General features: G+C 44.7%; 14 protein-coding genes. 6 read left to right on the plus strand and 8 right to left on the minus strand.

What is annotated here, in order from left to right:
* Positions 1-305: 305 nt before the first annotated feature.
* From Q0174_RS09600 to bamD, 8 genes are all read right to left on the minus strand, one after another.
* Entirely contained in the window at positions 306-1,442 is a 1,137-nt protein-coding gene (locus tag Q0174_RS09600) for a glycerate kinase (RefSeq protein WP_298043590.1), read from the minus strand.
* Positions 1,443-1,835: 393 nt separating this feature from the next.
* The gene (locus tag Q0174_RS09605) at positions 1,836-3,212 is read right to left on the minus strand and encodes a GntP family permease (protein WP_298043592.1); all 1,377 of its coding nucleotides are present in this window, start codon (positions 3,210-3,212) and stop codon (positions 1,836-1,838) included.
* Positions 3,213-4,362: 1,150 nt separating this feature from the next.
* A complete protein-coding gene (locus Q0174_RS09610) occupies positions 4,363-4,785 on the minus strand; it encodes a Sua5/YciO/YrdC/YwlC family protein (RefSeq protein WP_298043594.1) in 423 nt (140 codons plus the stop codon).
* Positions 4,786-4,798: 13 nt separating this feature from the next.
* The gene (locus Q0174_RS09615; RefSeq protein WP_298043596.1) at positions 4,799-5,698 is read right to left on the minus strand and encodes a DMT family transporter; all 900 of its coding nucleotides are present in this window, start codon (positions 5,696-5,698) and stop codon (positions 4,799-4,801) included.
* 244 nt (positions 5,699-5,942) lie between these two features.
* Positions 5,943-6,494 carry a hypothetical protein gene (locus Q0174_RS09620; protein WP_298043598.1) on the minus strand — a complete coding sequence of 184 codons (552 nt, stop codon included), beginning with the start codon at positions 6,492-6,494 and terminating at the stop codon, positions 5,943-5,945.
* Between the two features lie 2 nt (positions 6,495-6,496).
* Complete coding sequence (locus Q0174_RS09625; protein WP_298043600.1) at positions 6,497-7,786, minus strand: ATP-binding protein; 1,290 nt, start codon at positions 7,784-7,786, stop codon at positions 6,497-6,499.
* Between the two features lie 518 nt (positions 7,787-8,304).
* The gene (gene lon / locus Q0174_RS09630) at positions 8,305-10,812 is read right to left on the minus strand and encodes an endopeptidase La (RefSeq protein WP_298043602.1); all 2,508 of its coding nucleotides are present in this window, start codon (positions 10,810-10,812) and stop codon (positions 8,305-8,307) included.
* 8 nt (positions 10,813-10,820) lie between these two features.
* Complete coding sequence (bamD, locus tag Q0174_RS09635) at positions 10,821-11,468, minus strand: outer membrane protein assembly factor BamD (RefSeq protein WP_298043603.1); 648 nt, start codon at positions 11,466-11,468, stop codon at positions 10,821-10,823.
* Between the two features lie 254 nt (positions 11,469-11,722).
* Between bamD and Q0174_RS09640 the strand changes: the two genes are divergently transcribed.
* The 6 genes from Q0174_RS09640 to lepA all read left to right on the plus strand — a co-directional run bounded on the left by Q0174_RS09640 (position 11,723) and on the right by lepA (position 23,517).
* Positions 11,723-12,469 carry a type II secretion system protein gene (locus tag Q0174_RS09640; RefSeq protein WP_298043605.1) on the plus strand — a complete coding sequence of 249 codons (747 nt, stop codon included), beginning with the start codon at positions 11,723-11,725 and terminating at the stop codon, positions 12,467-12,469.
* 12 nt (positions 12,470-12,481) lie between these two features.
* Positions 12,482-13,546 (plus strand): type II secretion system protein, encoded by a 1,065-nt coding sequence (locus Q0174_RS09645; protein WP_297894025.1) that lies wholly within the window; start codon positions 12,482-12,484, stop codon positions 13,544-13,546.
* 8 nt (positions 13,547-13,554) lie between these two features.
* Complete coding sequence (locus tag Q0174_RS09650) at positions 13,555-14,079, plus strand: hypothetical protein (protein ID WP_298043607.1); 525 nt, start codon at positions 13,555-13,557, stop codon at positions 14,077-14,079.
* Positions 14,080-14,094: 15 nt separating this feature from the next.
* A complete protein-coding gene (gene raiA / locus Q0174_RS09655) occupies positions 14,095-14,637 on the plus strand; it encodes a ribosome-associated translation inhibitor RaiA (protein WP_177388896.1) in 543 nt (180 codons plus the stop codon).
* A 284-nt stretch (positions 14,638-14,921) separates the two neighbouring features.
* Positions 14,922-20,999, plus strand: coding sequence for a hypothetical protein (locus Q0174_RS09660; protein ID WP_298043608.1), 6,078 nt, complete (start codon positions 14,922-14,924; stop codon positions 20,997-20,999).
* Between the two features lie 721 nt (positions 21,000-21,720).
* Positions 21,721-23,517: a translation elongation factor 4 gene (gene lepA, locus Q0174_RS09665; protein ID WP_298043610.1), complete on the plus strand. Its 1,797-nt coding sequence runs from the start codon at positions 21,721-21,723 to the stop codon at positions 23,515-23,517.
* Positions 23,518-23,997 lie beyond the last annotated feature (480 nt).

Genomic DNA, 23,997 nt, shown 5'->3' on the forward strand with positions numbered 1-23,997 from the left:
TTTCGTATCGGTTGTGCGGTTTGCTTACCGCGTATACGCGTCATGGACTAGCATCCGTCTGCCGCGAGCCGTCGCCGCTCATCCGTCTCGTTACGCATATTTTTGTGCTGTAAGCCACGCGAGCGCTGTATCTGCGTCAAGGCTGCACCGCGTTTTTCAAAAGCACGAAAATTTATCCTACTACAATTTTCGCTTCTTTGCCGCGTCGCCTGCTGCGAACTGTCGCCGCGCTGTATCCCTGCCCGCACTCGCCGTACCCGCTTCGAGTTTTAGCGGATGCGCCTTAAAATTTTGGTCCAAAAGCCCTATTTGGCGCCGCGTCCGAGCATAAACAATCTCACTGCTTGTTCGGCGACGCGGGCTAAATTTTGTGTCGCGATCTCTTTTCCCATCGCGCGCTCAAGGCTCATCGGTTCGTTTAGGATGCAAAAAAATGCGCCTATGCCACGCTCGTTACAGCCGCCGGCACAGGGCGAGATACCGCCTGCCAGCGCGATTACGGGCACACCGTAGGAAGCGGCGATTTTCGCAACACCGCAAGGGGTTTTACCCATCGAGCTTTGAAAATCGAGCCTTCCTTCGCCTGTGATGACGAGCTCGGTGCCTTGCATATCGCGCTCTAGCCCGATCTCTTCGGTGATGATGTCGATGCCCGGCTTAAGCGTCGCGTTTAGAAAGCTTACAAAACCAAAGCCCAGCCCGCCGGCAGCTCCTGCTCCGGGGCTATTCCAAAGCTCGCGTCCGAGGTGTTTGCTTACGACGCTTGCGAAATTGATAAGTCCCGCATCGAGCTGCTTTACCATCGCCGCATCCGCGCCCTTTTGCGGGGCGTAAATATATGCTGCGCCGTTTTCGCCAAAAAGCGGATTATCTACGTCGCAGGCGATAAGAAACTCACACTCTTTAAGATGTGGTAGCACCGAAGTGCAATCTATCGTGGCGAGTTTAATCAGATCCTCGCCCGCTCCCGCAAGCTCTGCGCCATTTGCATCTTTAAATTTAAAGCCGAGCGCGCGCAGCATCCCCATGCCCGCGTCATTCGTAGCACTTCCGCCGATGCCGATGATAAACTTTCGCGCGCCGTGTGCGATCGCATGCGCTATCATCTCGCCAAAGCCATAAGTGCTCGTTTTTAGCGGATTGCGGCGCGATTTTTCGATGAGCGGCAGACCCGATGCGGACGCCATCTCTAAGATGCCTAGCTCGCCTTTTAAGGCGTAGCGCGCGGGCGTTTTTTCGCCTAACGGATTTGCTACGATGACGTCCATGAACCTAGCTTTTAGTGCGTCGGCAAGGGCTTCAACGCTTCCTTCGCCGCCATCTGCGATAGGCTTGACGAGCACCTCGCAGCCTAGCTTTTCGATGCCTGATTTTACGGCGTTGCCCGCCTCAAGCGAACTAAGCGAGCCCTTAAACGAGTCGATCGCGACTAAAACTTTCATATTTTTCCTTTGGCTGGTATTTTAAAATTTTGGAATTTTACAGCGCGTAGGCTAAATTTACGATGACGAGACTGAAACAAGAGTAGAATTTTAAAATCTCGTTGCCGAATTTATGGGGCAAATTTTAAAATTTCATGTCGTGGAATTTTAAAATTTTGTAAGCCACAGAATTTCGGCTAAATTTTAAAATTCCGTAGCGATAGAATTTTAAAATTTCGCTCCTTGAGGCTTTGTGTGTAAATTTAAAACTCCGCTATACGAAATTTTAATATTAAGGCATTTGCGCGGTACGGCTAGCTACGTAAATTTAAAGAATCTTATGTAGCTAGCCGCTGGTAGATGCCCGTAGCGCTCCGCACTGATTTAGCGTGGTAGCGGCTAGAATAAGCTAGCTTAGATCAAAAACAGCGACAAAACCCACACGCTGATCATGCCCGTAATGCCCATAATTAGGGTTAGCATAGTTTGGGTGCGGTAGCCTTGCTGCGGGTTCATCTTGCTGAAATTCGTAACGACCCAGAAGTAGCTGTCATTAGCGTGCGAAACCGTCATCGCGCCCGCTGCAATCGCCATTACCACAAGCGCTCCGGACATTTCGGAGGTGAAGCCCAGTACCTGCATTAGCGAGCCATCTGCGTTAAATGCGCCCATAATCGAAGCTGTAGTGATGATCGCAACGGTGGAGCTTCCTTGCGCGGTTTTTAAGACGGCCGAGATTAAGAACGGGAAGAAAATCCCCGCGGCTTTAATCGCGGTCGCATTGTCCTTGATGTAGGTTACGAAGCCGGCGTCGGTGATGACCTTGCCTAGCACTCCGCCCGCTGCGGTTATAAAGAGGATCGGGCCTACGATCTTTAAGGATTCGTTGGTGATCTCGCTAAATTCGCCTAGTTTGCCGGTTTGTGCGAGCAGAAATACCGCAAAAACTACGCCCAAGGCTAGCGCGATGATAGGATTTCCTAAAAATTGCGAAATTTCGCCCGCAAATCCGCCTACTTTTAGGATCTTGGCGACGGAGCCCAGTGCCATAAATAGGATCGGTATCAAAATAGGGGCTAAGCTTAAAAATCCGCCCGGCAATTTGCCGTATTGTTTAAGCAGATCGTCGTAGCTTTTTGCGATGACTTCATTCGCTTCAGCCTCGCTTATATGCACGCTCTTGGCGACTTTTTTAGAAAAAAAGTATGTGGCGATCAGCACCGGCAAGGACACCACCGCGCCCATTGCGATTACGAGCAGTAGATTGCCGCCTAGACCCACGGCGCCTGCTGCGGCGATCGGCCCTGGAGTCGGCGGGATGAATACGTGCGAGGCATAAAGTCCGCCGGAGAGCGCTACTGCAAGAGCGATCGGATTTTCGCCGATTTTTTTGCTGATCGCTTCTCGGATCGGGTTTAAAACGACGAAGCCGCTGTCGCAAAATACGGGGATACCTACGATCCAGCCCATTATGAGCATCGCAAGCTCGGGGCGCTTTTGCCCGACTACGTTTACGACCATATCGGCGAGTTTGAGCGCCGCGCCGGTCTTTTCGAGCACGGTGCCGATGAGCGCGCCGAAGATTATGACGATACCGATACTCTTAAACGTGCCGCTGAATCCGTCGCCGATAATCGCGGGAATCTTGGCTAGCGGTATGCCCGCGACGATCGCGAGCGCCAGAGAGATAAGCATTAGCGCCAAAAACGGGTGAACGCCTGCTTTGGAGATCAAAAAAATCATCACGACGACCGCTATGGCGAAGCAGATGATTAACGCAACACCGCTCATAAAAGCTCCTTGAATGGATTTAATTTGCCCGCAAGCGGTTTAAGCTAAGCCGTTTGCGCTTCAAATTTAATGCGGTAATTTTAGCGAAATTTTAATATAAAGCAAGAATGGCGGCGTTAAATTCATGAAAATTTATGATTTATACGTGAATGAAGGACTAGCTGGCGGAATTTATCGGTTGGAGTTTATCGGTTGGAGTTTATCGGTTGGAGTTTATCGGTTGGAGTTTATCGGTGCCGCGCGGCGAGAGCGGTTAAAATTTTAAAATTTGCAGCGTTTGCTTTGATACACTGCGCGGCGGCGGAAATTTTATCGCGGTTCAGTTGTCGTCGTGACACAGCAATGGCAGTGCGCTTGCGCTTTACGCGCAGCTTTGGCAGCTAAAGGGCGTGAGCGACGCGGACGCTTTGCGACGTTTGCTGCGGCGACAATAGCGGCGAGGTAAAGTAGTAATAACAGCGATGGAGGTGACGGTGATAGTATCGGCGACGGCGGCTATGAGGCAGCGGTGGAATTTTTGATATATAATCGGCGATGATAGAATTTCGATTGGAATTACTCGCACGCGGCGATGAAATTTTAATCAAAACTATCGGCAGAAGCGGCGAAATTTTAATTGAAAGCAGGCAACATAGGTAGAGCTTCGATCAAAATATCGCGCGTAGCGGCTCTGGTAAAAATCGGCGGTAACGCCTGAGCTACAAAATTTAGATCGAAAACACTCGGGATGCGAGAATTTCTAGCGATAATCTTAGCTCGCCCAATTCGGAATTTTGATCGAGAGTATTTGGGCGATAAAATTTCATTCAAAGGCTATCTGCGGTGGAATTTTGCGTTTTTGAGAACGGCAGGAATTTTACTACTTGAAAGCAGCGGGGATTTGCGGCTTTTTATATAATTTTTCTGCGAGTCTGCCGTGATCTTTTTTGGATTTTTCAAAATTCCTGGCGGTCTTTGCGCGGTCTATCTGCGGCGGGATTTCGCGGCTTGGCTAAATTTACAGAGCCATTTTAAATTTTAGAAGGTCGTTTAAAATTGTGCAGAGGACAAAGTACCGAAACGAGGCATCCGGTTTTAAATTTGTAAAGCGGATTCGCTCTCGCCTCTTTTTTTGAGCGCTCTTAGCACGCATAAATTTTAATCGGCAGCTCTATCTAATCCGCAAAATTTTAGTTTTTGAGATTTTATAAATTTTCGAGCTTTCGTTTTGGCTGAAATTTTGATCCACGACCTGATCCGCCGCCGCTTTCGCCCAGGCTTCATCGAAATTTTGCCCGTTTAAATTTGCGCTGCTGGAGTAGAGCCAGTCAAATTTACGTAAAAACTCCTCGTGGGCGCACTCTTTTACGACACGCACGGCTTTGGCGTTTGGATATAAAAAGGTCGTTTTCCTCGCGCGGCGCACTAAATTTTTAAATTTAGCTGGCACGCGAGCGAGATTTTTTAGCTCGCTAAGCTTCGCCGTCGTTATGAGGCATGGTTTATCCGCAGGACGGCGTTTGAGCGCGTTTATCTCGCGAAAATCCTTACTCAAAAACCCCGCCGTCGTATCCGTCTGCGCCAAATAGATCATCTCTCCTCCAAATTTACGCCTTTTTCCTATCTTTAGCCAGCAAAAATATGCACGAGATAATGAGCGTAAAGCCCGCAAAATCAAGAAACACGAACTCCGTCCCCAGCCAAAAATAGGCAAACGCCGCCGCACTCACAGGCTCGATGCACGCTATCATGCTCGCCCTGCTCGCGCCTATTATCTTTAGCCCCGTCATGTAAAAGCTAAACGCGCATATCGTGCCCAAGATCACCACCGCCGCAAGCGCCGCAAAGCCGTCAGCGTCGCTCACGCCGCCTAGCTGCCAAACACGTGTATAAAGCGCAAGCGCGCCGCCGCCGATGACCATGCCCCAGCCTAAATTTAACGCGACGGGGTATTTTTGATTTAGCTTAGTCGGGATGAGGCTGTAGATCACGACGCCAAGCGCGCTAATTAGGCACCAAACCAGCGCCTCCGCGCTGATAACCAGCGAGCCAAGATCGCCGTGGGTGGCGAGCAGCACGACGCCCAGCACCGCGAAAATGAGCGCGATGAGCTCGACCTTTTTAGGCGCGCGCCGCTGTGAAAAGCAAACGACGGCAAGGATGAGCGCGGGCGCGGAGTACTGGATCACGGTCGCGACGGCGGCGTTTGAGAGCTCGACACCGCAAAAGTACGAATACTGCGTCATCATAAGCCCAAAAAACGCGTAGATGAGCAGCTGCGGCAATAGCGCGCGATCTTTTAGCGGCGCGAGAGCTGCGCGCGGCGAACGCGCTAAATAGTACGCCACCATCGCAAGCCCGGCAATGCTCAGGCGGTAGGGCACGAGCCAGTCGGCGCTGACGCCTTTTTGCGTGAACAGATACTGCCCGCAAACACTGCTAAATCCCCATAATACGCCGCCAAGAAGGGTGATAAATACGCCAAAAAATTCGCTCTGAGATCTCATTTGCCGCCTTAAATTTAAAGCCAAAGTATATAAGCTTATGCTTAAGCTGGGGTTAAATTTTGGGGTTTGAAAATTGTAAATAGGTGGTAGAAATAAGCAGAAATTTTAAAGTTTGATTTTGAAGGCAATATATAGAAGTTTAAAAATTTAAATCATTTGGATTATAAAATTTACACACTATTAAAAGCCGGGATAGATGATGGTCTAGAGATAAAAATTTGATAAATCATTTGAATTACATTAGCTAATCTAGGCTAACAGGAGATAACCCATTGCAATCTATTTTATCCCATTGCTTGGGCGGTAATGACAACTCTTTGCATCCCACAACTGTTCTAACTTGTTTTACACAATAGCTATAATCTTTACAATCTTCCTTATATTTCGACATTTGATAAAGCTTTTTGGCTAGCTTCGTACGCACGCTATTTATATTTTTAGGTATTTGCGAAAAACTGTCGCTTACTATAAAAGCTCTTAATTTTATCTTTCCTGAAATAAAGTCATTTTTATACTTTTGTTCTAAGATTTCTAAAGATGTTAGAAGTTGTTTAGGGGCATCAGACAAATTACTGGCACCTTTAAGCTCAACTAAATATAAAGATTTCTTACCGGAGATTATATAGTCGCACTTATAAGAATTATTATCGTTACACAAGCCTTTATCAAATTTCGTTACACATAGCTCATTTATTGCTTTAAAAAATAATTTAGACTTATTTTCTGAAATACAATCGCTTTTTTCTTGTTGTACAATTCTTGAAAAGCTCTTAAATTTATTACACAAATCAACCATTATTAACTTTCCAGACCAATAAGCTTTGTGTATTGATTATTTATTATATCTGAAACTTCATCGATAAGCTCCGATTTTATATCGTTTTCGTCTTTTACTTTAAGATCTTCTTTTATTGTATTATTTTTATTATCGATTGAAATTTTATATATATTACTATTTTCCGGGTTTATATACTTGTATTTACCAGTCACTTTTTCCGAATTGATATTTTTTAGCTTTAAAGCGCCGGCATAATAAAGTAAATTTGAGTTAGTTAGCATATACGGACTATGTGTTGTAATTAGTACCGTACTACCAGTAATATTCATAAAGTAGCATATAAAGTCCAATAAATATTTTTGCATAGTTGGGTATAAGTGAGCTTCTGGCTCTTCTATTATTATAAAATTTTTTTCATCTTTTAAAAGCCAAACATAAAGCAAGTTTAATACCCATAGTGCTTCTTGCTGACCTGATGATATGTAGTTTATTAATACATTATCATCTCCTACCTTTAAATACTCTCTTTGACCTTCATTAAAATATTCCCCCTTTAGATTTTTTATAATATCATTTGCTATAAGACCTGGATCAAATTTTCTCTCATTTTTTGGATAGAATTTTGCTAAATTTTGTATACCGCTATTAAAATTTGGACTAAATATCTCAATAAGATTCATAAAGTATCTTGTAACTAAGTCTATATTATCGTAACTGAGTCTCGTTTTTTGATTTGTCAATAATGTCAAAAGGCTTCTGCCTGCTGGAATATAATATGTTGGCAACTCATCATCACCAAAAATACTATTTACAACTTTACTTATATTTTCTCTAAGCATATTATTGATATTCAGACTTATAGAATAGATATTTTGCTTTTTATGATTATTAAGTGCCTCACCTTTTAATTCTCTAATTTTTTTAAGGAGTTGAGAGTTAAATTTAATTTCTAGATAATTCTTATTATTCTTTTTATTTAACAATACATCAATTATGATTTTATCTGTATATTCGTAGCTAAATTTTAAATTCTCTGGCATATCCCAAGTATATCCAAAAAGTAATACAAAAAGTTCCTTGTTTTTACTATTTAAAGCTTGCGGAAAGTGACTATTTTTTTCACGTTCGCCATTAATACTTATATCGTAAAGGTACTCTACAATATTACTTTTTAGTAACCTAAAAAAATAAATTGCCTTGCATATCGTACTTTTGCCAACACCTTGTTGCCCAATCAAAATATTGAATTGTTTAGTTTCAAACTCAACATTATGCAATGGACTTAAATTTTCTACTATCAGTCTAGACATTTCTTATCCTAATTAAATTTTTTATTTATCTTAACATAAGCCTAAAGACATATTTAAAACCAGATATGCTTTTATAGCCTACCTTTTATATTGTCTGGTACTATTTTAAAATATGGATTTAATTTCTATGCCTATATCTTACTTTATTTATTTTAAATTAAGACTTAAAATTTATCAATTTATACATTAATTTAATTTATATTCTTTTAGATGCTCTTGTAAGTTCTTACATTCAGTGCGTTGATATCACCGTAAAATTAAATCTTAAAATGTGCGATATTTTGTCATCCTTGCTATTCGGCTTGTTGGCGAGAGTTCACAAATTCTACATCGCGCGATTACGCGAATGCAAAATTCTACGAAATTTTACGTTCGCCACATCGTTACAAGAAATTTTGCCGCAAGCGCGTCAATGTCCAGTTGTGCAATAAAAAACGCCGCTACAAATATTTTAAAATTCCGCCGGAGCGCGCGGCTAAAGTGGCTAAAGCGGCTAAATTTAAAGCGGCGCTTTAAATTTAAACGAGCGCCAGCTTCAGCACCTCTTCAATCCGATCCACCGGCGTTATTTTCAGATCATTTTTGACCTCGTCCGGGATCTCCGCTAGGTCGCGCTCGTAGTTTTTGCGCGGGATCAAAACCTCGGCGATTTTGGCTTTGTGCGCGGCGATGAGCTTCTCCTTAAGCCCGCCGATCGGCAGCACCTTGCCGCTTAGCGTGATCTCGCCCGTCATCGCTAGATCGGCGCGTACCTTGCGCTCGCTTAAAATCGACGCGATCGCCGTGCTCATCGTGATGCCCGCGCTCGGTCCGTCCTTCGGTGTCGCGCCTTCTGGCACGTGGATGTGAAGGTCGAATTTATTATAAATCTGCTCGGAACTTTTGGAATTCTCCTCCGCGTCTAAATTCTGTGCCGCCGAGCTTTTAGATGCGCCGCCATTTGCGCGTAATGCGGAGTTTTTGCCCGCGCGTGAGGCTTTTGCGGCGCCACTCTCCGCGTCTTGAGCGGCTTTGAGCTTGCCCTCGTCGATCAGCACCTTTACGATGCTAAAGGCGATCTGCGCGGATTCTTTCATCACGTCGCCGAGCTGGCCCGTGATCGTCATCGCGCCCTTGCCTTTGATCTTGACTGCTTCGATCTTGAGCACGTCACCGCCTACCGCAGTCCACGCAAGCCCGTTTACGATACCGATTTGATCGCGCTTTTCAACTTCGTCGATCTCGAAAACCTTTTTATTTAGAAATTCGCTTAAATTTTTCGTCGTAACGACGATTTTTTTAAACTCTTTGTCTTTTAAAATTTTAACCGCAACCTTGCGGAAGATCGCTGCGATCTGGCGGCGCAGGTTTCGTACGCCGCTTTCGCGCGTGTACTCTTCGATGATCTCGGAAAGGGCTGCCGGGTTGATCGCTACGTCGGCGGCTTTGAGCCCGTGGCGCTGCAGCTCCTGAGGGATCAGATAGTCCTTAGCGATCTGAAATTTCTCCTGCGGCGTGTATGAGCTAAGCTCGATAAACTCCATCCTGTCGCGCAGCGGCGCGGGTATGAGAGATACGTCGTTTGCCGTGGCGATAAAGATGATCTTGCTAAGATCGATATTGAAATTTAGATAGTAATCCCTAAAGCTCGAGTTTTGCTCCGGGTCTAAAATTTCAAGCAGAACCGCCGTCGGATCGCCCTTGTATGAGCTTGAAATTTTATCGATCTCATCAAGCACGATGACGGGGTTCATCTGATTTGCCTCGATGAGGCCCTGCACGATGCGGCCCGGCATCGCACCAATGTAGGTGCGGCGGTGTCCGCGTAGCTCGTTTACGTCCTCAAGCCCGCCCAAAGCGATACGGATGAGTTTGCGCTTAAGCGCGGTCGCGATAGAGTTCGCAAGGCTCGTCTTGCCCACGCCGGGAGGGCCGTAGAAGCATAAAATCGCGCCGCCGTTTTTGCCGTCCTCTTTGCTTTTCTTACCGCTTGTGCCGCGAAGCTCTAAAAGCTGCTTTAGCGCGAAATATTCTTCGATACGCGCCTTGGGCTTTTGCAGGGAGTGGTGGTCTTTATTCAGCTGAGCGGTAACGCCCTCGATGGACATCTTGTGCTTGGCGGTCTTTTCAAAAGGCACCTCCAAAACCCAGTCCAGATAGCTCTGTACTAGCCCCGCATCGGCGCTATCGGGGTGCAAGCGGGCAAATTTATCGATCTGCTTTTTGATCTCTTTGTAAGCATCCTCGCCTAAATATGGCTTTTTGGCTTCCAGCTTTTTGCGGTACTCCTCAATCTCGACGTCGCGATCGGCGTCGCCGCCGAGCTCCTTTTGGATCTGTTTGAGCTGCTCTTTTAAAAAATACTCTTTGTTCGTCTTATCGATCTTGGAATGAACCTTGCTTTTGATCTCCTTTTCGAGCCTCTGCGCTTCGATCTCGTCGGAGATGTAGTTGATGAGGTTGAAAAGGCGCTTTTGCAAGTTGCTCTCTGTAAAAAATGAGTAGGCTACCTGCTTTTTTAGGCGCAGCGCGCTTAAAATCAGGTCGCAAACGCGCGCTGCGTCGGTGCCGTCGTCGATGGTTTTTAGTAGATCGTTCGGGAAAAAATGCGTAAGCGTGCTAAGCGTCTTGGTTTTTTCCTTTAGCACGCTTACCAGAGCGTCTAGCTTCTGATCGTTGCCGCGCTCGTCGTGGATGATATCGACGGTAGCGATTAGCGGATCTTGTGAAATTTCTTTTACGATTTTGCCTTTTAGCGCGCCTTGGAATAAAATTTTAACCCGACCGTCAGGAAGCGGCACGGTTCTCATCACGGAGCCCACTACGCCTGCGTTATAGATACCGCCGAAGCTTCTATCGCCGCTAAATTCCGACTTTGAGCTTACGACCATTATCATAGATTCGTTTTTGGCGGCTAGATCGAGGGCTTTTTTGTTATGCTCGTCGCCGATGAAAAGGGGCGCTATCATAAACGGATATAAAAATAGCTCGTCCTCGACGATGATGGGTAGATCGCTAGGGAAGGTTGTATTTTGCATCAGTTGCATCGCTCCTCCTACTCAAAAATCGCGCGATACCAAGGTGAGCGCGGTTTGATGACGTCGGTACCGTTTAATGGGGATTCTTCGATGCGCTGCTCGTAAATTTTGGCAGAACTTTCGCGGTCGGTGCGCTGGTAAAGGTCTTTGATGTCGATATTTAGCTGATGCTCGGCAAGCCTTAGCTTCGTTAGCATCGTCTCAAGTAGCGGACGATACTCGCTCTGCGGGTATTCAGCTATAAATTTTCTAATTTCGTCGATGCTGTTTAGCATTAGTTTTTGGTTGCGATTTGGGCGGCTAAAGGAGTCGAAATTTGCTCTGATCTTTAGAAATCTCGCGTATTCGATCTTTTGCGTCGTGCCGTAGAGGCGGATGTATTCGTCTAGGTATTTGTTTGCTTTCTCGTAGTTTTCGTCCTCCACAAAAGCCCACGCCATAATGAGTGTCATCTCCTCAAGCAGCGGAGAGGCGATATGCTCGCTCGAAAAGCTAGTGTAATGCTTCTCGGCATCCTCCATGCTGGCGTTATTGATATCTTCTAAAATTTTAGAATACCACGCTTCGGGGCTTAGATTAAAAAGCTCGCCGTCGCCTTTGCCACTGCAGCCGCCGATAAAAGCGACAAATAGGGCGTAAAATAGAATTTTGTTTAGATTTGTCATAAAGAAATCCTTGGAATTTATTTAGCTTGTAATTTTATAGTCTTAGGGTAAATGCAAGCTTAAATTCCGCGTTCAAATTTAAAAATGAAATTTCTTTAAAATTTTTTATGCGTTCGGGCTTAAAAATCTTTGTAAACCAAAAAAATTTACGCGATAAATTCTAAATTTAAGTTTAACAATAGTATAATTAGCGCCGATAACGCAGAGTAAGTTTGCGTTTCCGTAATTTCAAAATTTTAAAGAAAGGATGTAAGATGAAAAAAGGTTTTACTCTAATCGAGCTGATCTTTACCATCGTGATTTTGGCGATCACGACGATGGCGATCCCGCGTATCGTCGCGCAAACCACCGAGCTAAACGCCCTCGCGATCAAAGAGGAGCTCGTATATAACGCCAAAGCTTTAATGTCTCGCGTATCTAAGGCGCAATGGGATAGTGCGTATGCTAATGATGCTACATGCGGAGGCGATGCGAGCTGCATGGATAGAATTTTGACCGTAACTCCAGGCGTAGATGATTCGGGCAATAGTACCAAGGAAGTTAGACCGGGGATTTTGCCGGAAGCTAGTCAGCGTGGAATCAGCTCCCAAACTCCGGCTACAAAAAAGCAATTTGGTAGAAATGGAATTTCTTTTGGTGGCGGTCGTTATAACGATATCGACGATTTCGACCAGTTCACGACCGATATAACAGTCGGTAATTTGGTGGGCTCTAGCAGTAGAGGTGATTTTATCCTCAATACTAGGATTAATGTCGATGTAGATTATGTAGCAGAGCCTTTTAGCGCGGCGGAATATGCTTCCGGTACCGATATAAGTGGTGTTCTTAGCGATCAACCATCTAATGGCGCCGTTACCAATATCAAGATGGTTAGGGTTGCTGCTACGGATCTAAACGACGCCGTAGCGAGAGACGGTGCTGCTAAATCAGTTGTTTTAAAGGCATTTTTATCTAATATCGGCGTCGGCGTTCAGACAACCGTCACTAGACTACATAACTAATAGGAGCGCGAGATGAAAAGAGGCTTTACCCTTATAGAGCTTGTGTTTGTTATCGTAGTGCTAGGGATCATCTCGATGTTTGGCGCTGATCTATACACCAAGATCTATAAATCTTACGTGCATGTACGTGCGGTAAATCAGCTGGAAGCCAGAACGCAAAATGCAATGATGCTGATCACAAATCGCTTAGAAGATAGAATAAAAAGCTCTACCATAGGCAGAGATCTTGCCGTAAATGATTTTGTGCCGATTAGCGATCTTACCGATCCGAGATTTGATATATTAGAGTGGATCGGACAAAGTGTAGAGACGAGAAATATAAATCAGAGAAATCCTGGCTGGAGCGGCTTTATGTCAATGTCTCAACTCCGAGATAGCACATGGAAAGCGGATGCAGATAAAGGAGATGCCGGCTATATCGCAGATACTAGGGCTGCGTTTAATATGGTATCCTTGGGTAGTAATTTTCCGCAAGTAGCTAGGATAGTTGGAAATTTAAGGGCTACGACATATAATAGACCTTCTACTAACACCCAAGTTGCTGTTATTTTTAGGGTCGTTACTAACGATGCTTCGCCTACTAGCGTAGGCATAGGCTTCGGTTACGATAGGGCTGTTCGGGCAGACGGTAGAAACCGCGTGCTAATCGCCGTAGGCACTCCTAGTGATGCGGGTAGCGGTAGTATGGAAGGTGAAACTATCACTATCAATCAATATCCGTTCAATCCAAACAACGCTAACTCTCAGGAATTTTCTGAGCAGTATTATATAGCTCATAGTGCCTATGCGATCGTCCCCGCTAATGTCGTAACTTATACGAAAGACAATGCGGGAAATTTGAGTAAGAATTTTGATCTAGTATTGAGGTATAACTATCGTCCATGGAGCACTGTTGCAAATGATGCGCACTCATATAACACTGCTAGCAGCTCGTTACTAGCAGAGGATGTGAGCTTATTTAGGTTTAAGGACGATAATGGCGCCGTTGCGCTTAAACTATGTATGAGGGATGACGGCAGAAATTTTGATCCTGCAGAGCTGGATCTAAACGTTTGTAAAGCACAGGTGGTGTACTAATGAAAACTATGCAAAAAGGTTTTGCTCTAGTAGCGGCCATATTTTTTATCATCATTGTAGCAACTACGGCGATTACGGCACTATCTATAGCATCTATGACGGCTCGCGATGTCAATAATATCCAAGGCAGAGAGCAGGCGCTACTACTAGCTCAGAGTGCTACGGAGCTAGCCGTTCTTGCTATGCAAAAGCATCAGTATCTAACTACCCCGCTTAAGGCAGGAGGTGCTACTGCTGCGACTAATCCTACATTAAATACGATTACTCTTGAGTATCCGTCAAATGATCCGGCTCAAAAGATGTTTGATATCACCGTGACATTCGGATATTTCGATAGACAGCTGGGTGCGCCCGGCAATCATACCGTCGCTTATAGTAATTTTGGGCAAGGCTCGTCCGAAACACTTGCAAATGGTAGTGTGGGCAGAATTCTAAGCCATGCTGCGCTTGTAGATGTGGTAGTAAAATCTAATGTAGCGGTTATGGGAAGGCCACAGATCACATATCATAGGCGTACTATTCAAAAACCATAATGCAAAGGAGAGACGATGAATTTAAATATCGTAGGTAAGCAGTTTGAGCTAACGGAAGCTATTAAAAATTATGTCGAAAACGCATTTGAGACGCTAGAAAAATATAATCTCGACATCATCTCGGGGCGTTGTGTAATTTCTGCCGACGAGAAGCAAGGCAAAAAAGGTTTTGTAGTGGATTTTTCATTAAATTTAGCGCATCAAGACACTATCGTCGTGCGCCAAAAAGATAAGGATCTCTATGCCGCCGTCGATCTCATCGTAGAGCGCGCCTCAAAAGTGCTTCGCAGATACCACGATAAGGTAAATTCTCACAAAAATCGCGACGAAATGAAACAAAACGCCGTAGATAATGCGGTCGGTGCCAATAAGCCAAATTTAAACGATGAAGTTGATGAGATCGTCCCTACCGAGCTGGATCTATATAAGCCGCTAGAGATCGATGAGGCGCTAAATAAGCTTAAAGAAAGTACCGATCAGTTCTTGGTATTTAACGATATGGATGCTAAGATGCGTGTGCTTTATAAGCGTAAAGATGGTAAATTCGGCTTATTTTAGAATTTTAGAATTTTAGAATTTTAGAATTTTAGAATTTTAGAATTTTAGAATTTTTAAGGCGCGGAATTCTCGCGCCTTTACTTTAATTGTTTGAGAGTTGTTGTTTATTTGTTATTATATTATTTTTAATGTAGCCCAAGATAAACAAAATCGCATTTTATAAAATCTTTCTTTTAGGAAATCTTTAAAATTTATTTATATTTGTTCCATATCCATATAAAATTTAAGCAAAAAAAATGTAAAATAGTAGCTAAAAATTATGTTATTGACCGGAGGGTAGTATCATGAAAGTTAAGAGTTTTAGCTTTGCGCCCATTTTGGCGCTGTTGTTTTGTTTCGCGACGGGAGTATTCGCAGATGATGTTAGGTCGAACGTGAAGATAAATTCTGCTACCCCAATGAGCAACGAGTATCGTGACGATGGCGTGCTGGACGGAAAGAAAGGCAGAAGTGGTTGGGATTGGCACGGAGATCAGGGTTTGTATAATTTCACCACTATAAAAAATCGGTCTGACGAATTAAACCAAAAGCCGATAGTTAGATTCGGCGGTGCGGGCACATACGTCTTTGGAGACTACGCCGTGACCGGAAAGCCGGTGATTAGTTTAAGCTGGCCTTCTGCTACAGGCCGTGATTACATGTGGGGAGCAAAAGGCACATACATTAAAGATGACGGCGACGGACAGTTTTATTTGAATAGTTCAAAAGCTGTTTTGAGGCTTCCTAAGGGCGTGACTAAAGACGATATAGTCTATGCGAGACTTTATTGGCAGGGAAATATATTCAGCACGACTGATTTTGACAGCGAAGCAGAATACAACAGCAAAGACGGAAAAAAATTGACCGGTTTTGCTAAGGGGTATACACGGGTGAAATTTAAAATGAAAAGCTCGAAAGGTAAAGCTAGCATAATAGAAGATGTTTATAGAGATAGATGCGAAGGAACGGCTGCTTGGAACTTTTTGGCAAAATCTCACAAGCCCTTACGTTTGCGTTTAAAATATGGCTGCACTAAAGATATTACCGATCTAGTCAAGCAATATTTTAAAGATTATTCCGACAGCATTGAATTTACTGTAGGAAACGTAAAAACGAGTGATGGTGAGGATCAAAGCGGTGCAGATTTTACCAATGGAGAGTTCAACAGCGTTCGTCTTGGGCCGTACGGCGGATGGGGAATAATCGTAGTATATGATAAAACCGCCCCGTCCAGAAGGGCTTTGCTAGATAATTTACAATCTAACGATAGCGTAACGGGTCAAAAAATGACTTATAAAGAGGCCGTAGAATATAAAAATAAATATTTTAAACCAAAAAACGTAACTATTTACGGCGATTATTTTGTCCTCACCCCTTGGGATCATGGATATACGCCTATAAACATTAACGCTACCATCAATGGATTTTATACACCTAGAAGTGGGTCCGTAAGTGCAAAGCTAGGGTTTTTAGGGTTTGGTGGCGAGAGAAAAATGACCTCCGACGAGTATTTTAAAGTTCAACACAAAGGAACCGCACAAATGGATTCGCTATACGGATCCGGTGTGGTTAATCAACGGTTAGCTAACGATCGCGCTAATATATACGACGGCTCTGTCGCTTTACTTATAAATGATAACGGCACCTATAAGTATAGCTATCCATACGGCACTGGTTATTTAGGTGGATTTGATCTGGACGAATTCGATATCGGTTCAAAGATGAAGAATGCGCAATCTAGTCTAAACATCTCTTTGGGTGCGGCGTTTGAAAATCTCAACGGAGGTCAAGCCGATCAAAACTTCATAAGTATGATTGCTATTTCCGCCGATTTGTATGTCCCTCAAATGTGCTATCAGTATGAAGTCTATAACGCCTCTAACTGGGTTAAATTCTTTGATAATGATGGTAACCGAAGAAGCGAAGAGGATGTAAAAAAACTACATGAACCTCCTGAGCAGATCAAAAACCCGGTAGTTGCGGGTGAAAATATCTATTATAGAATGAAATTTGAAAATAGATTGAATGGCGGCGATAGCGAAGATGCAGCAGGTGCGGTAGTATCGATCGACTTTGGTCAAGCCGGCGCTACCTATACCAAAGATAGCGCTACTATAAATAACGAGCTAGTCGTAAATGATCCTATCACTACCACTACAAATACCATACCTGCGGCGGCAGCCGATGAACTAGTCTATTTACGCGATGGTCAAAAGGGTGCATACGAGACTATGAAAGACGTCATAAAAGGTGGCACTCCAAACGTTACGAAGGCTATTTATAAAGATAGGCAGTTTACTACACTTGATGGTAATATATTGAAATTTTATATAGGTCAAGGCGCGGGAGACTTAACTCCTTCTTCAACACCGGGCGGTAGTCCTGTACCTGTAGGCGGATTAATGCAGCCAGGTAAAGCGGCGTATGGTGAGTTTAACGCCACCGTCAATACGGGCGCAACCATATTGCAGGCTCCTGCCGTGACACTAAGTTATAAGATGAGTTTAGATATAGGCGGCGGTCAGCGAGTCTTCATAGAGATGGATAGCGCTTCTGAACTTGAATTATGCGATGTGACAAAGGTTTCTAAAAGCGTTAATATCCTACCTTTAAGCGGTTTGCAGGTAGTCAATAAGAATTTTAGTAAAAATGACGACGATGATAGACTATATACTCAAATCTCCGATAAGCCTTTTGATGCGAAACTTATCTTTAGACCGGATTATGAAAGCCAATATTGTAAGTCTTATGACGATAAAACTGGTAAATGCGAGGAGTATATTGATGCGGCTGCAAATTCCAAATACTTTAAAAGGGATCCTCTTACGGGCAAGCTTGTATATATCGGTAGCGAGGCTAGAAAGCTTGAAAAATTTGATTTGAGTGGTAAATTGTATTTATCCGTTGTCAGGGCGAGAAATGCCGCTACTACCTCGGATAAAGTTGCCGATAGCGATAAGGGGAATAGCGCAGTTTACTCATGCCGATCCGTAACAGACTCTTTAAAAATTCCATTTAAACTAAATGGCGATGCTTATTCCATAGATAAGAAAGTGGATTTTAAAGACAAGTCTATTTTAGAGCTAAATAATATAAAAATAGGAGACGCGTATCAGGGTCTTACGTTTATGCTTAGCTATCGTCCGGACGAGCAAGCTACCTCAAGATCTGATTTAGATCAGTATATAAAAAATAAAGATTTAAATAATAGCGATCCTAAGGCTTATTATTTAGAGCTTAAGAAATGGGAGCTTAAGAAGCAATACGGGTATTGTGAAGCCAATGAAGATTTTGATTGGTGCAATAAAAGTCTGACTGCGGAACAAAAGAAGGATATCTGGGATAATATCATACAAAAGAAGCTAGACGAGCTTAAAAATAGTATAGATACGGCTAGCGATGAGTTTGGTATTAAAATGTCAAAAGACGGCTCGTTCCACATATGCGGTAGCGATAACTTCGTGCTTCGCCCTGCATATTTTAATGTAGATACAGAAGCGCTGAAGAATTCGGGCAAGTATAGCAAGATCGTAGACACTACCGCTAGCGGCGATATAACTAAAAAAGGCGTTAGTACCGATGTTTATAATCCTACCGAACTTCGCGTGGGTGGTGACTATGAGCAGAACGCAGATATCTTGGCTCATGTAATATCGGCCAGAAGCTATAGTGACAACGGCGTACCTAACTACACAGCAGAAATCGGTGGCGATCTTGGCAATCAACGTTATCATCTGCGTAAAAGTTATGGTGCAGATTCCGACGATACTCAAGATATATCAACTAAGATTCGCGGTATTCAAACCTACTTGCGTCCGTTTATATCTAATGAATGCGCGGCTAATGTCTCTACTCAATCCTATTATGTAGATAGAAAGAACGCTTCCACTACATTAAAACGTGGTGTTAAAGAAGATAGTTGTTATGGCGGTACCGCAGTGGAATATTCCGGTGCTAAATACAATGCCGAAACAGGCAAATATGAGATTGATCCGGAAGCTATCAAAAAAGGCTCTTTTGGCAAGAGCGATGATGTCTCGTGCGTATTAAATGGTACAAGCTCAAAATTCGACGCATCGTATAGAAGAGTATGGGATAAAAATGCCGTAAGCTTATGGGCGAATTTTAACGCTAGAAATATCGTAGAAGCAGGAGGCGTTGCGAAATTTGATAGCAAAGGTCATGTTCAAGGTGCATATCTGATGACCCAGTCCAGAAAAGATCCGGAAGCTAAAGATAAAAGCTATGCCGTTATCTATACCGAAACCATAGGTAAAGATGCCGATAAAATTTTTAACTACTATAATGTCGGCGATGTACTCGTAAACATCTATGATAATTCGTGGACGGATGCTTATTCCGATCAGACATACTCTAAAAAGTGGAAGAGCGCTAAATGCATTATCAATTCATCTAGCAATACTCCGGACGCTAAAGGCATGGTAGGTTGCGACGTAGGCATGAGAATTGCTGCTAACAAAGATAAAGCTATAAACGACAATATTGTATTGCGTTATAAGCCGGATCGTATCAGAGTGTCGCTCGTAAGCCTTGATAATGGTATAACAACCGGCGTAGGCGATAATAATATCACGGGTGGAACATCTGCGTATACATATTTCAATGCTCCGGATATTGAGAATAATGTAGTAATATATGGTAGTGATAACTCTACGCAAAATTTAGCGGTGACGCATCAGATAAGTCAGCTAGCTAAGCTTAAGGTTAATGCCGTAGCGTATCTATCTGACAAAGTTTATAAGGATGTCATTGCTACGCTTTATGACGGATATAAGCAAGATGTTGGCGGCACTCCTCAAGCCGTGTGCGGATTTTCGAGCGATCTTGATTTTGCGCTAAATTTTGGATTTGATTGCGCTAGCAATAGTGCCGACGGACGTTGCTCCACAGCTATCGCTCGCAGAACCGGCGGAGCTACAAATTACGTGCCATATCCTAATAGACCTACCGTTGTCTACAATATCCCTGGTGGTACACAGTTTTTTGCTAAGAATTCTAACGAGTGCCTAGGCTCTACGGGATATGATAGCAGATGCTATACGTATAACGCAAGGACCTTAAGCTCAACTGTTACCGGAGGTTGGGAGGAAGCTGCTTCCGCTGCTGATACGGGCTACGGCTTGCCTATACCGCTTGGAATAGCGCTTAATTATTATTCCGACGCTTCATTAATAGGCGGACTTATTAATAGACCAAAAGGCGGCACAGGAATTAATTACGATTCTAAGTCAACGGATTTCAGGATTTTAGCACAAGGATTTAGAGAGGGGCAGACCCCTGGTTCAACTGTATATTTTAATTTCGCTAGGATGCATAAAACCCCTAGCACTCCGGTGCTTATCTACGCTAGTGACTTTAATATCGGAAATGGCACGATTAGTATCGCCGAAAATTTTTGGCCGTCAAAATTTGATAAATCATACAATGCTATCTCAGATACAACTTCGGAGCAATATAAGAAAGATGATATAAAGCTATCTCATGAGAGCTTCGATGACTTTGTTACTAGGAAAGTAGAAGAGACGACGGGAGTTAAAAATGCGAGCGTAGCAGACAAGGCTGCTTATATTGTCGCCGCTAATTCCAATACCAAAACTTACGCGACCGGTACGACCGTTACGGATTTTAGTGACAATATAGGCACTTATGCGCTATTTGTCTACGGTACGTCATATGACAAGAGCCTGGGATCTAGAGTGTATCAAGCCACTACCAGAACCGGGGTAACCGTACCTATTTATACGCAGATCTATTGCGGCAGAACCGATAGGTGCGCGAATATGCCTGCTCCTAGCGCAGAACTTGCTTATGAAGCCCCTAACTCGAATATATTTACCGTGCTAGCGGCTCAAGATCGTAGCCTAACTGATTTTACGAAGTTCGTAGTAAATACTAGGGCTACCCTAAATAATATAGGAGCAGAATTCGTAAGCGCTTATACTAGCTTTACACCTACTGGCGTAACTGTTCGCAGGGGTAATGTAGTAAGCGGCGGTAAGGAAGATATAGCTATCCAGGCTACCGTACCAGGTCAGGCTAGGATACGTATTGAAACTAACCCATGGCTTATCCATACGCCTGCTGGAAATCAGAGAACTATGTTTACCGTACCTCCTACTACTGGAGCTTACTCTAGCAGGTTCCCTGGTGTGCCACAGTATTTCAATCCTCTTACTGTAAACGTAAGAGCTGTTAGTCCTACAGTCTGGGGCGGCGAGGGTCAAGTCAAGTCCGGTACGGAAGATGACGTGGGATCATTCGCTGGCGGTAGTGCATCGGATAATAGCACTAGCGATACTTCGACGAGCAAGCTAGGTACGGGCGACATTCGCGATATCTACAATCAAAAGACCGATTGGTAGCGTTCATGTTAAGTTCGCAATGCAAAGGCTAGCCCTTCGGGCTAGCCTTTTTTTATGGGCGGAATTTCGGTTTTCTTGGCGATAGATCTTTCAAAATTCTGCTTTGCAAATTTTTGCCTAAAAATTCTATGAGATAGAATTTTTTGAAATTTTAAATTACGAAATTTCGCTGCGAAGCTTAGCGGTAAAATTTTTACTTACCGATATTTGTGCGTCGTAATGACATATAAGTTTACGCGCTAATTTCAATTGGTAGAATTCAAAGCAAAATCTCGTATGAGGGATCCCTCCTATTGCTTATTAAAATTCTCAGCCATTAGCATTGCAAGTTTCGTGCAGCGTGATAATGCAAAGCTTGTTGTAAATTTTTTATTGCGCGAGATTTTACATTTCAATACAGCCGCAAAATTCAATTAGTAAAATCTACACTAAGCGAGGTATAAAAGATCTCAGTCACATCCAGGACGCAGAATTCCATTAGTAAAATCTGCTCTCAACTCTCATCATAAAATTCTATCGCGGCAAAACGCACCGCCGATAAAATTTAAAATTACTCAAAGTCGCCCGTATTCCCCCTATCCTTCAAAATTTTATTTCGTAAAATTCCAATCCGCCTAGAGCCGCCTTATAAATTTCGCCTCATAAATTCTATTCGCTCATTTACCCGTTTTTAAATGAAATTTCGGCACAATGCGGCTTAAAATTTCATCAGGGAAGCCACTTGAAAACAAAAAATATCAGAAATTTCAGCATCATCGCGCATATCGACCACGGCAAATCCACGCTCGCAGACCGCCTGATCAGCGAGTGCAACGCCGTCGAGGCGCGTCAGATGAGCAGCCAGATCATGGACACGATGGATATCGAAAAGGAGCGCGGCATCACGATCAAGGCGCAGTCCGTGCGGCTCGAGTACGAGCTTGGCGGCGAGAAATACGTTTTAAATTTGATCGACACCCCGGGCCACGTAGATTTCAGCTACGAGGTCTCGCGCTCGCTGGCTAGCTGCGAGGGGGCGATCCTCGTCGTGGACGCGAGCCAGGGCGTACAGGCGCAAACCATCGCAAACGTCTATATTGCGCTACAGCACAACCTCGAGATCATCCCAGTGCTTAATAAAATCGATCTGCCCGCCGCCGATCCGCAGCGCGTAAAAGAGGAGATCGAGTACGTCATCGGGCTTGATTGCAGCAGCGCGATCGAGGTCAGCGCCAAAACGGGCGTGGGCATCAAGGAGCTTTTAGAGGCGATAATCACTCGCATCCCCGCGCCCAAAACGGACGATGCCGCGCCGCTTAAAGCGCTCATCTACGACAGCTGGTTTGATAACTACCTAGGCGCGCTCGCGCTTGTGAGGCTCTACGACGGCCTGCTGAAAAAGGGCGACGAGGTCTATATCATGGGCAGCGAGAACCGCCACGAGGTGCTCGATCTGATGTATCCCAACCCGCTTGCGCCCGCCAAAACCCGCGAGCTTAGCAGCGGCGAAGTGGGCATCGTCGTGATGGGGTTAAAAAACGTCGCCGACGTGCAGGTGGGCGATACGATCACGCTTTTTAAAAAACGCGCCGCCGCGCCGGTGGGCGGATTTGAGAAGGCAAAGCCCTTCGTGTTCGCGGGCATCTATCCCGTGCAGACCGATAAATTTGAAGATCTGCGCGACGCTTTGGATAAGCTGAATCTAAACGACAGCTCGCTTAGCTACGAGCCCGAGACCTCGCTCGCGCTAGGATTCGGCTTTCGCGTCGGGTTTTTGGGGCTACTGCATATGGAGGTCGTCAAGGAGCGGCTCGAGCGCGAGTTTGATCTCGATCTCATCGCCACGGCGCCGACCGTCACATACGCCGTGTATCTCACGGATGGCTCGTGCGTGCGAATACACAGCCCCAGCGAGCTTCCCGCGCCAAATTTTATCGAGCGCATAGAAGAGCCCTACGTCAGGGCGACCATCATCACCCCGAGCGAGTTTTTGGGCAATCTCATCAGCCTTTTAAATTTGCGCCGCGGCATCCAAACCAAGATGGACTACATCACGCCGGAACGCGTCCTGCTCGAATACGACGTGCCGACAAACGAGATCATAATGGACTTTTACGACAAGCTCAAGTCCTGCACCAAGGGATATGCGAGCTTCGATTACGAGCCGATCGATTACAGGCGCGGCGATCTAGTCAAGCTCGACATCCGCGTCGCGGGCGAAGCGGTCGATGCGCTCTCTATCATCGTGCCCGCCTCAAAGGCCGAATCCAAGGGGCGCGACCTCGTCAAAGCGATGAAGGAGATCGTGCCGCGGCAGCTTTTTGAGGTCGCGATCCAAGCAAGCATCGGCAACAAGATCATCGCGCGCGAAAATGTCCGCGCCATGGGCAAAAACGTGACCGCCAAGTGCTACGGCGGCGACATCACGCGCAAGCGCAAGCTCCTCGAAAAGCAAAAAGAGGGCAAAAAGCGCATGAAAGCGATCGGCAGGGTAAATCTGCCGAGCGAGGCGTTTTTGAGCGTGCTTAAGATCGATTAAATTTATCGCGCGGGTGGTCAAATTTCATCTTTTGCCGCGCGGTCGTAAAATTTGCTTTTAAATTTTGACGATCGCTCGGGCGGTTTAAATTTAGCGGCTCGCCGTTCGGTATGAAATTTCGTCTTTAAATTTCACTATCTCAAGAGGTGATTTAAATTTTATGACTGCACGGCTTTAACTATCGCTTGCTGCCTGGGCTGATACATTCGCTGTTGCGCGCGTCAGTTTTGCACCGCTTTAAGCTCTAGTACTCGCTGCTCGGCCGTAGAATTCTGCCGCTTGCCGTTAGGCTAAAATTTCGCCTTTCAAATTTAACGATCGTGCAGGCGGTTTAAATTTAGCGGCTCGTCGTTCGGTATGAAATTTCGTCTTTAAATTTCACTATCTTAAGAGGCGCTTTAAATTTTATGCCCGCACGGCTTTAACTATCGCTCGCCGCCCGAGCTGATACATTTGCTGCTGCGTGCCAGATTTGCGCCG

This window comes from uncultured Campylobacter sp. (assembly GCF_937996225.1).
Classification (GTDB): Bacteria; Campylobacterota; Campylobacteria; order Campylobacterales; family Campylobacteraceae; genus Campylobacter_B.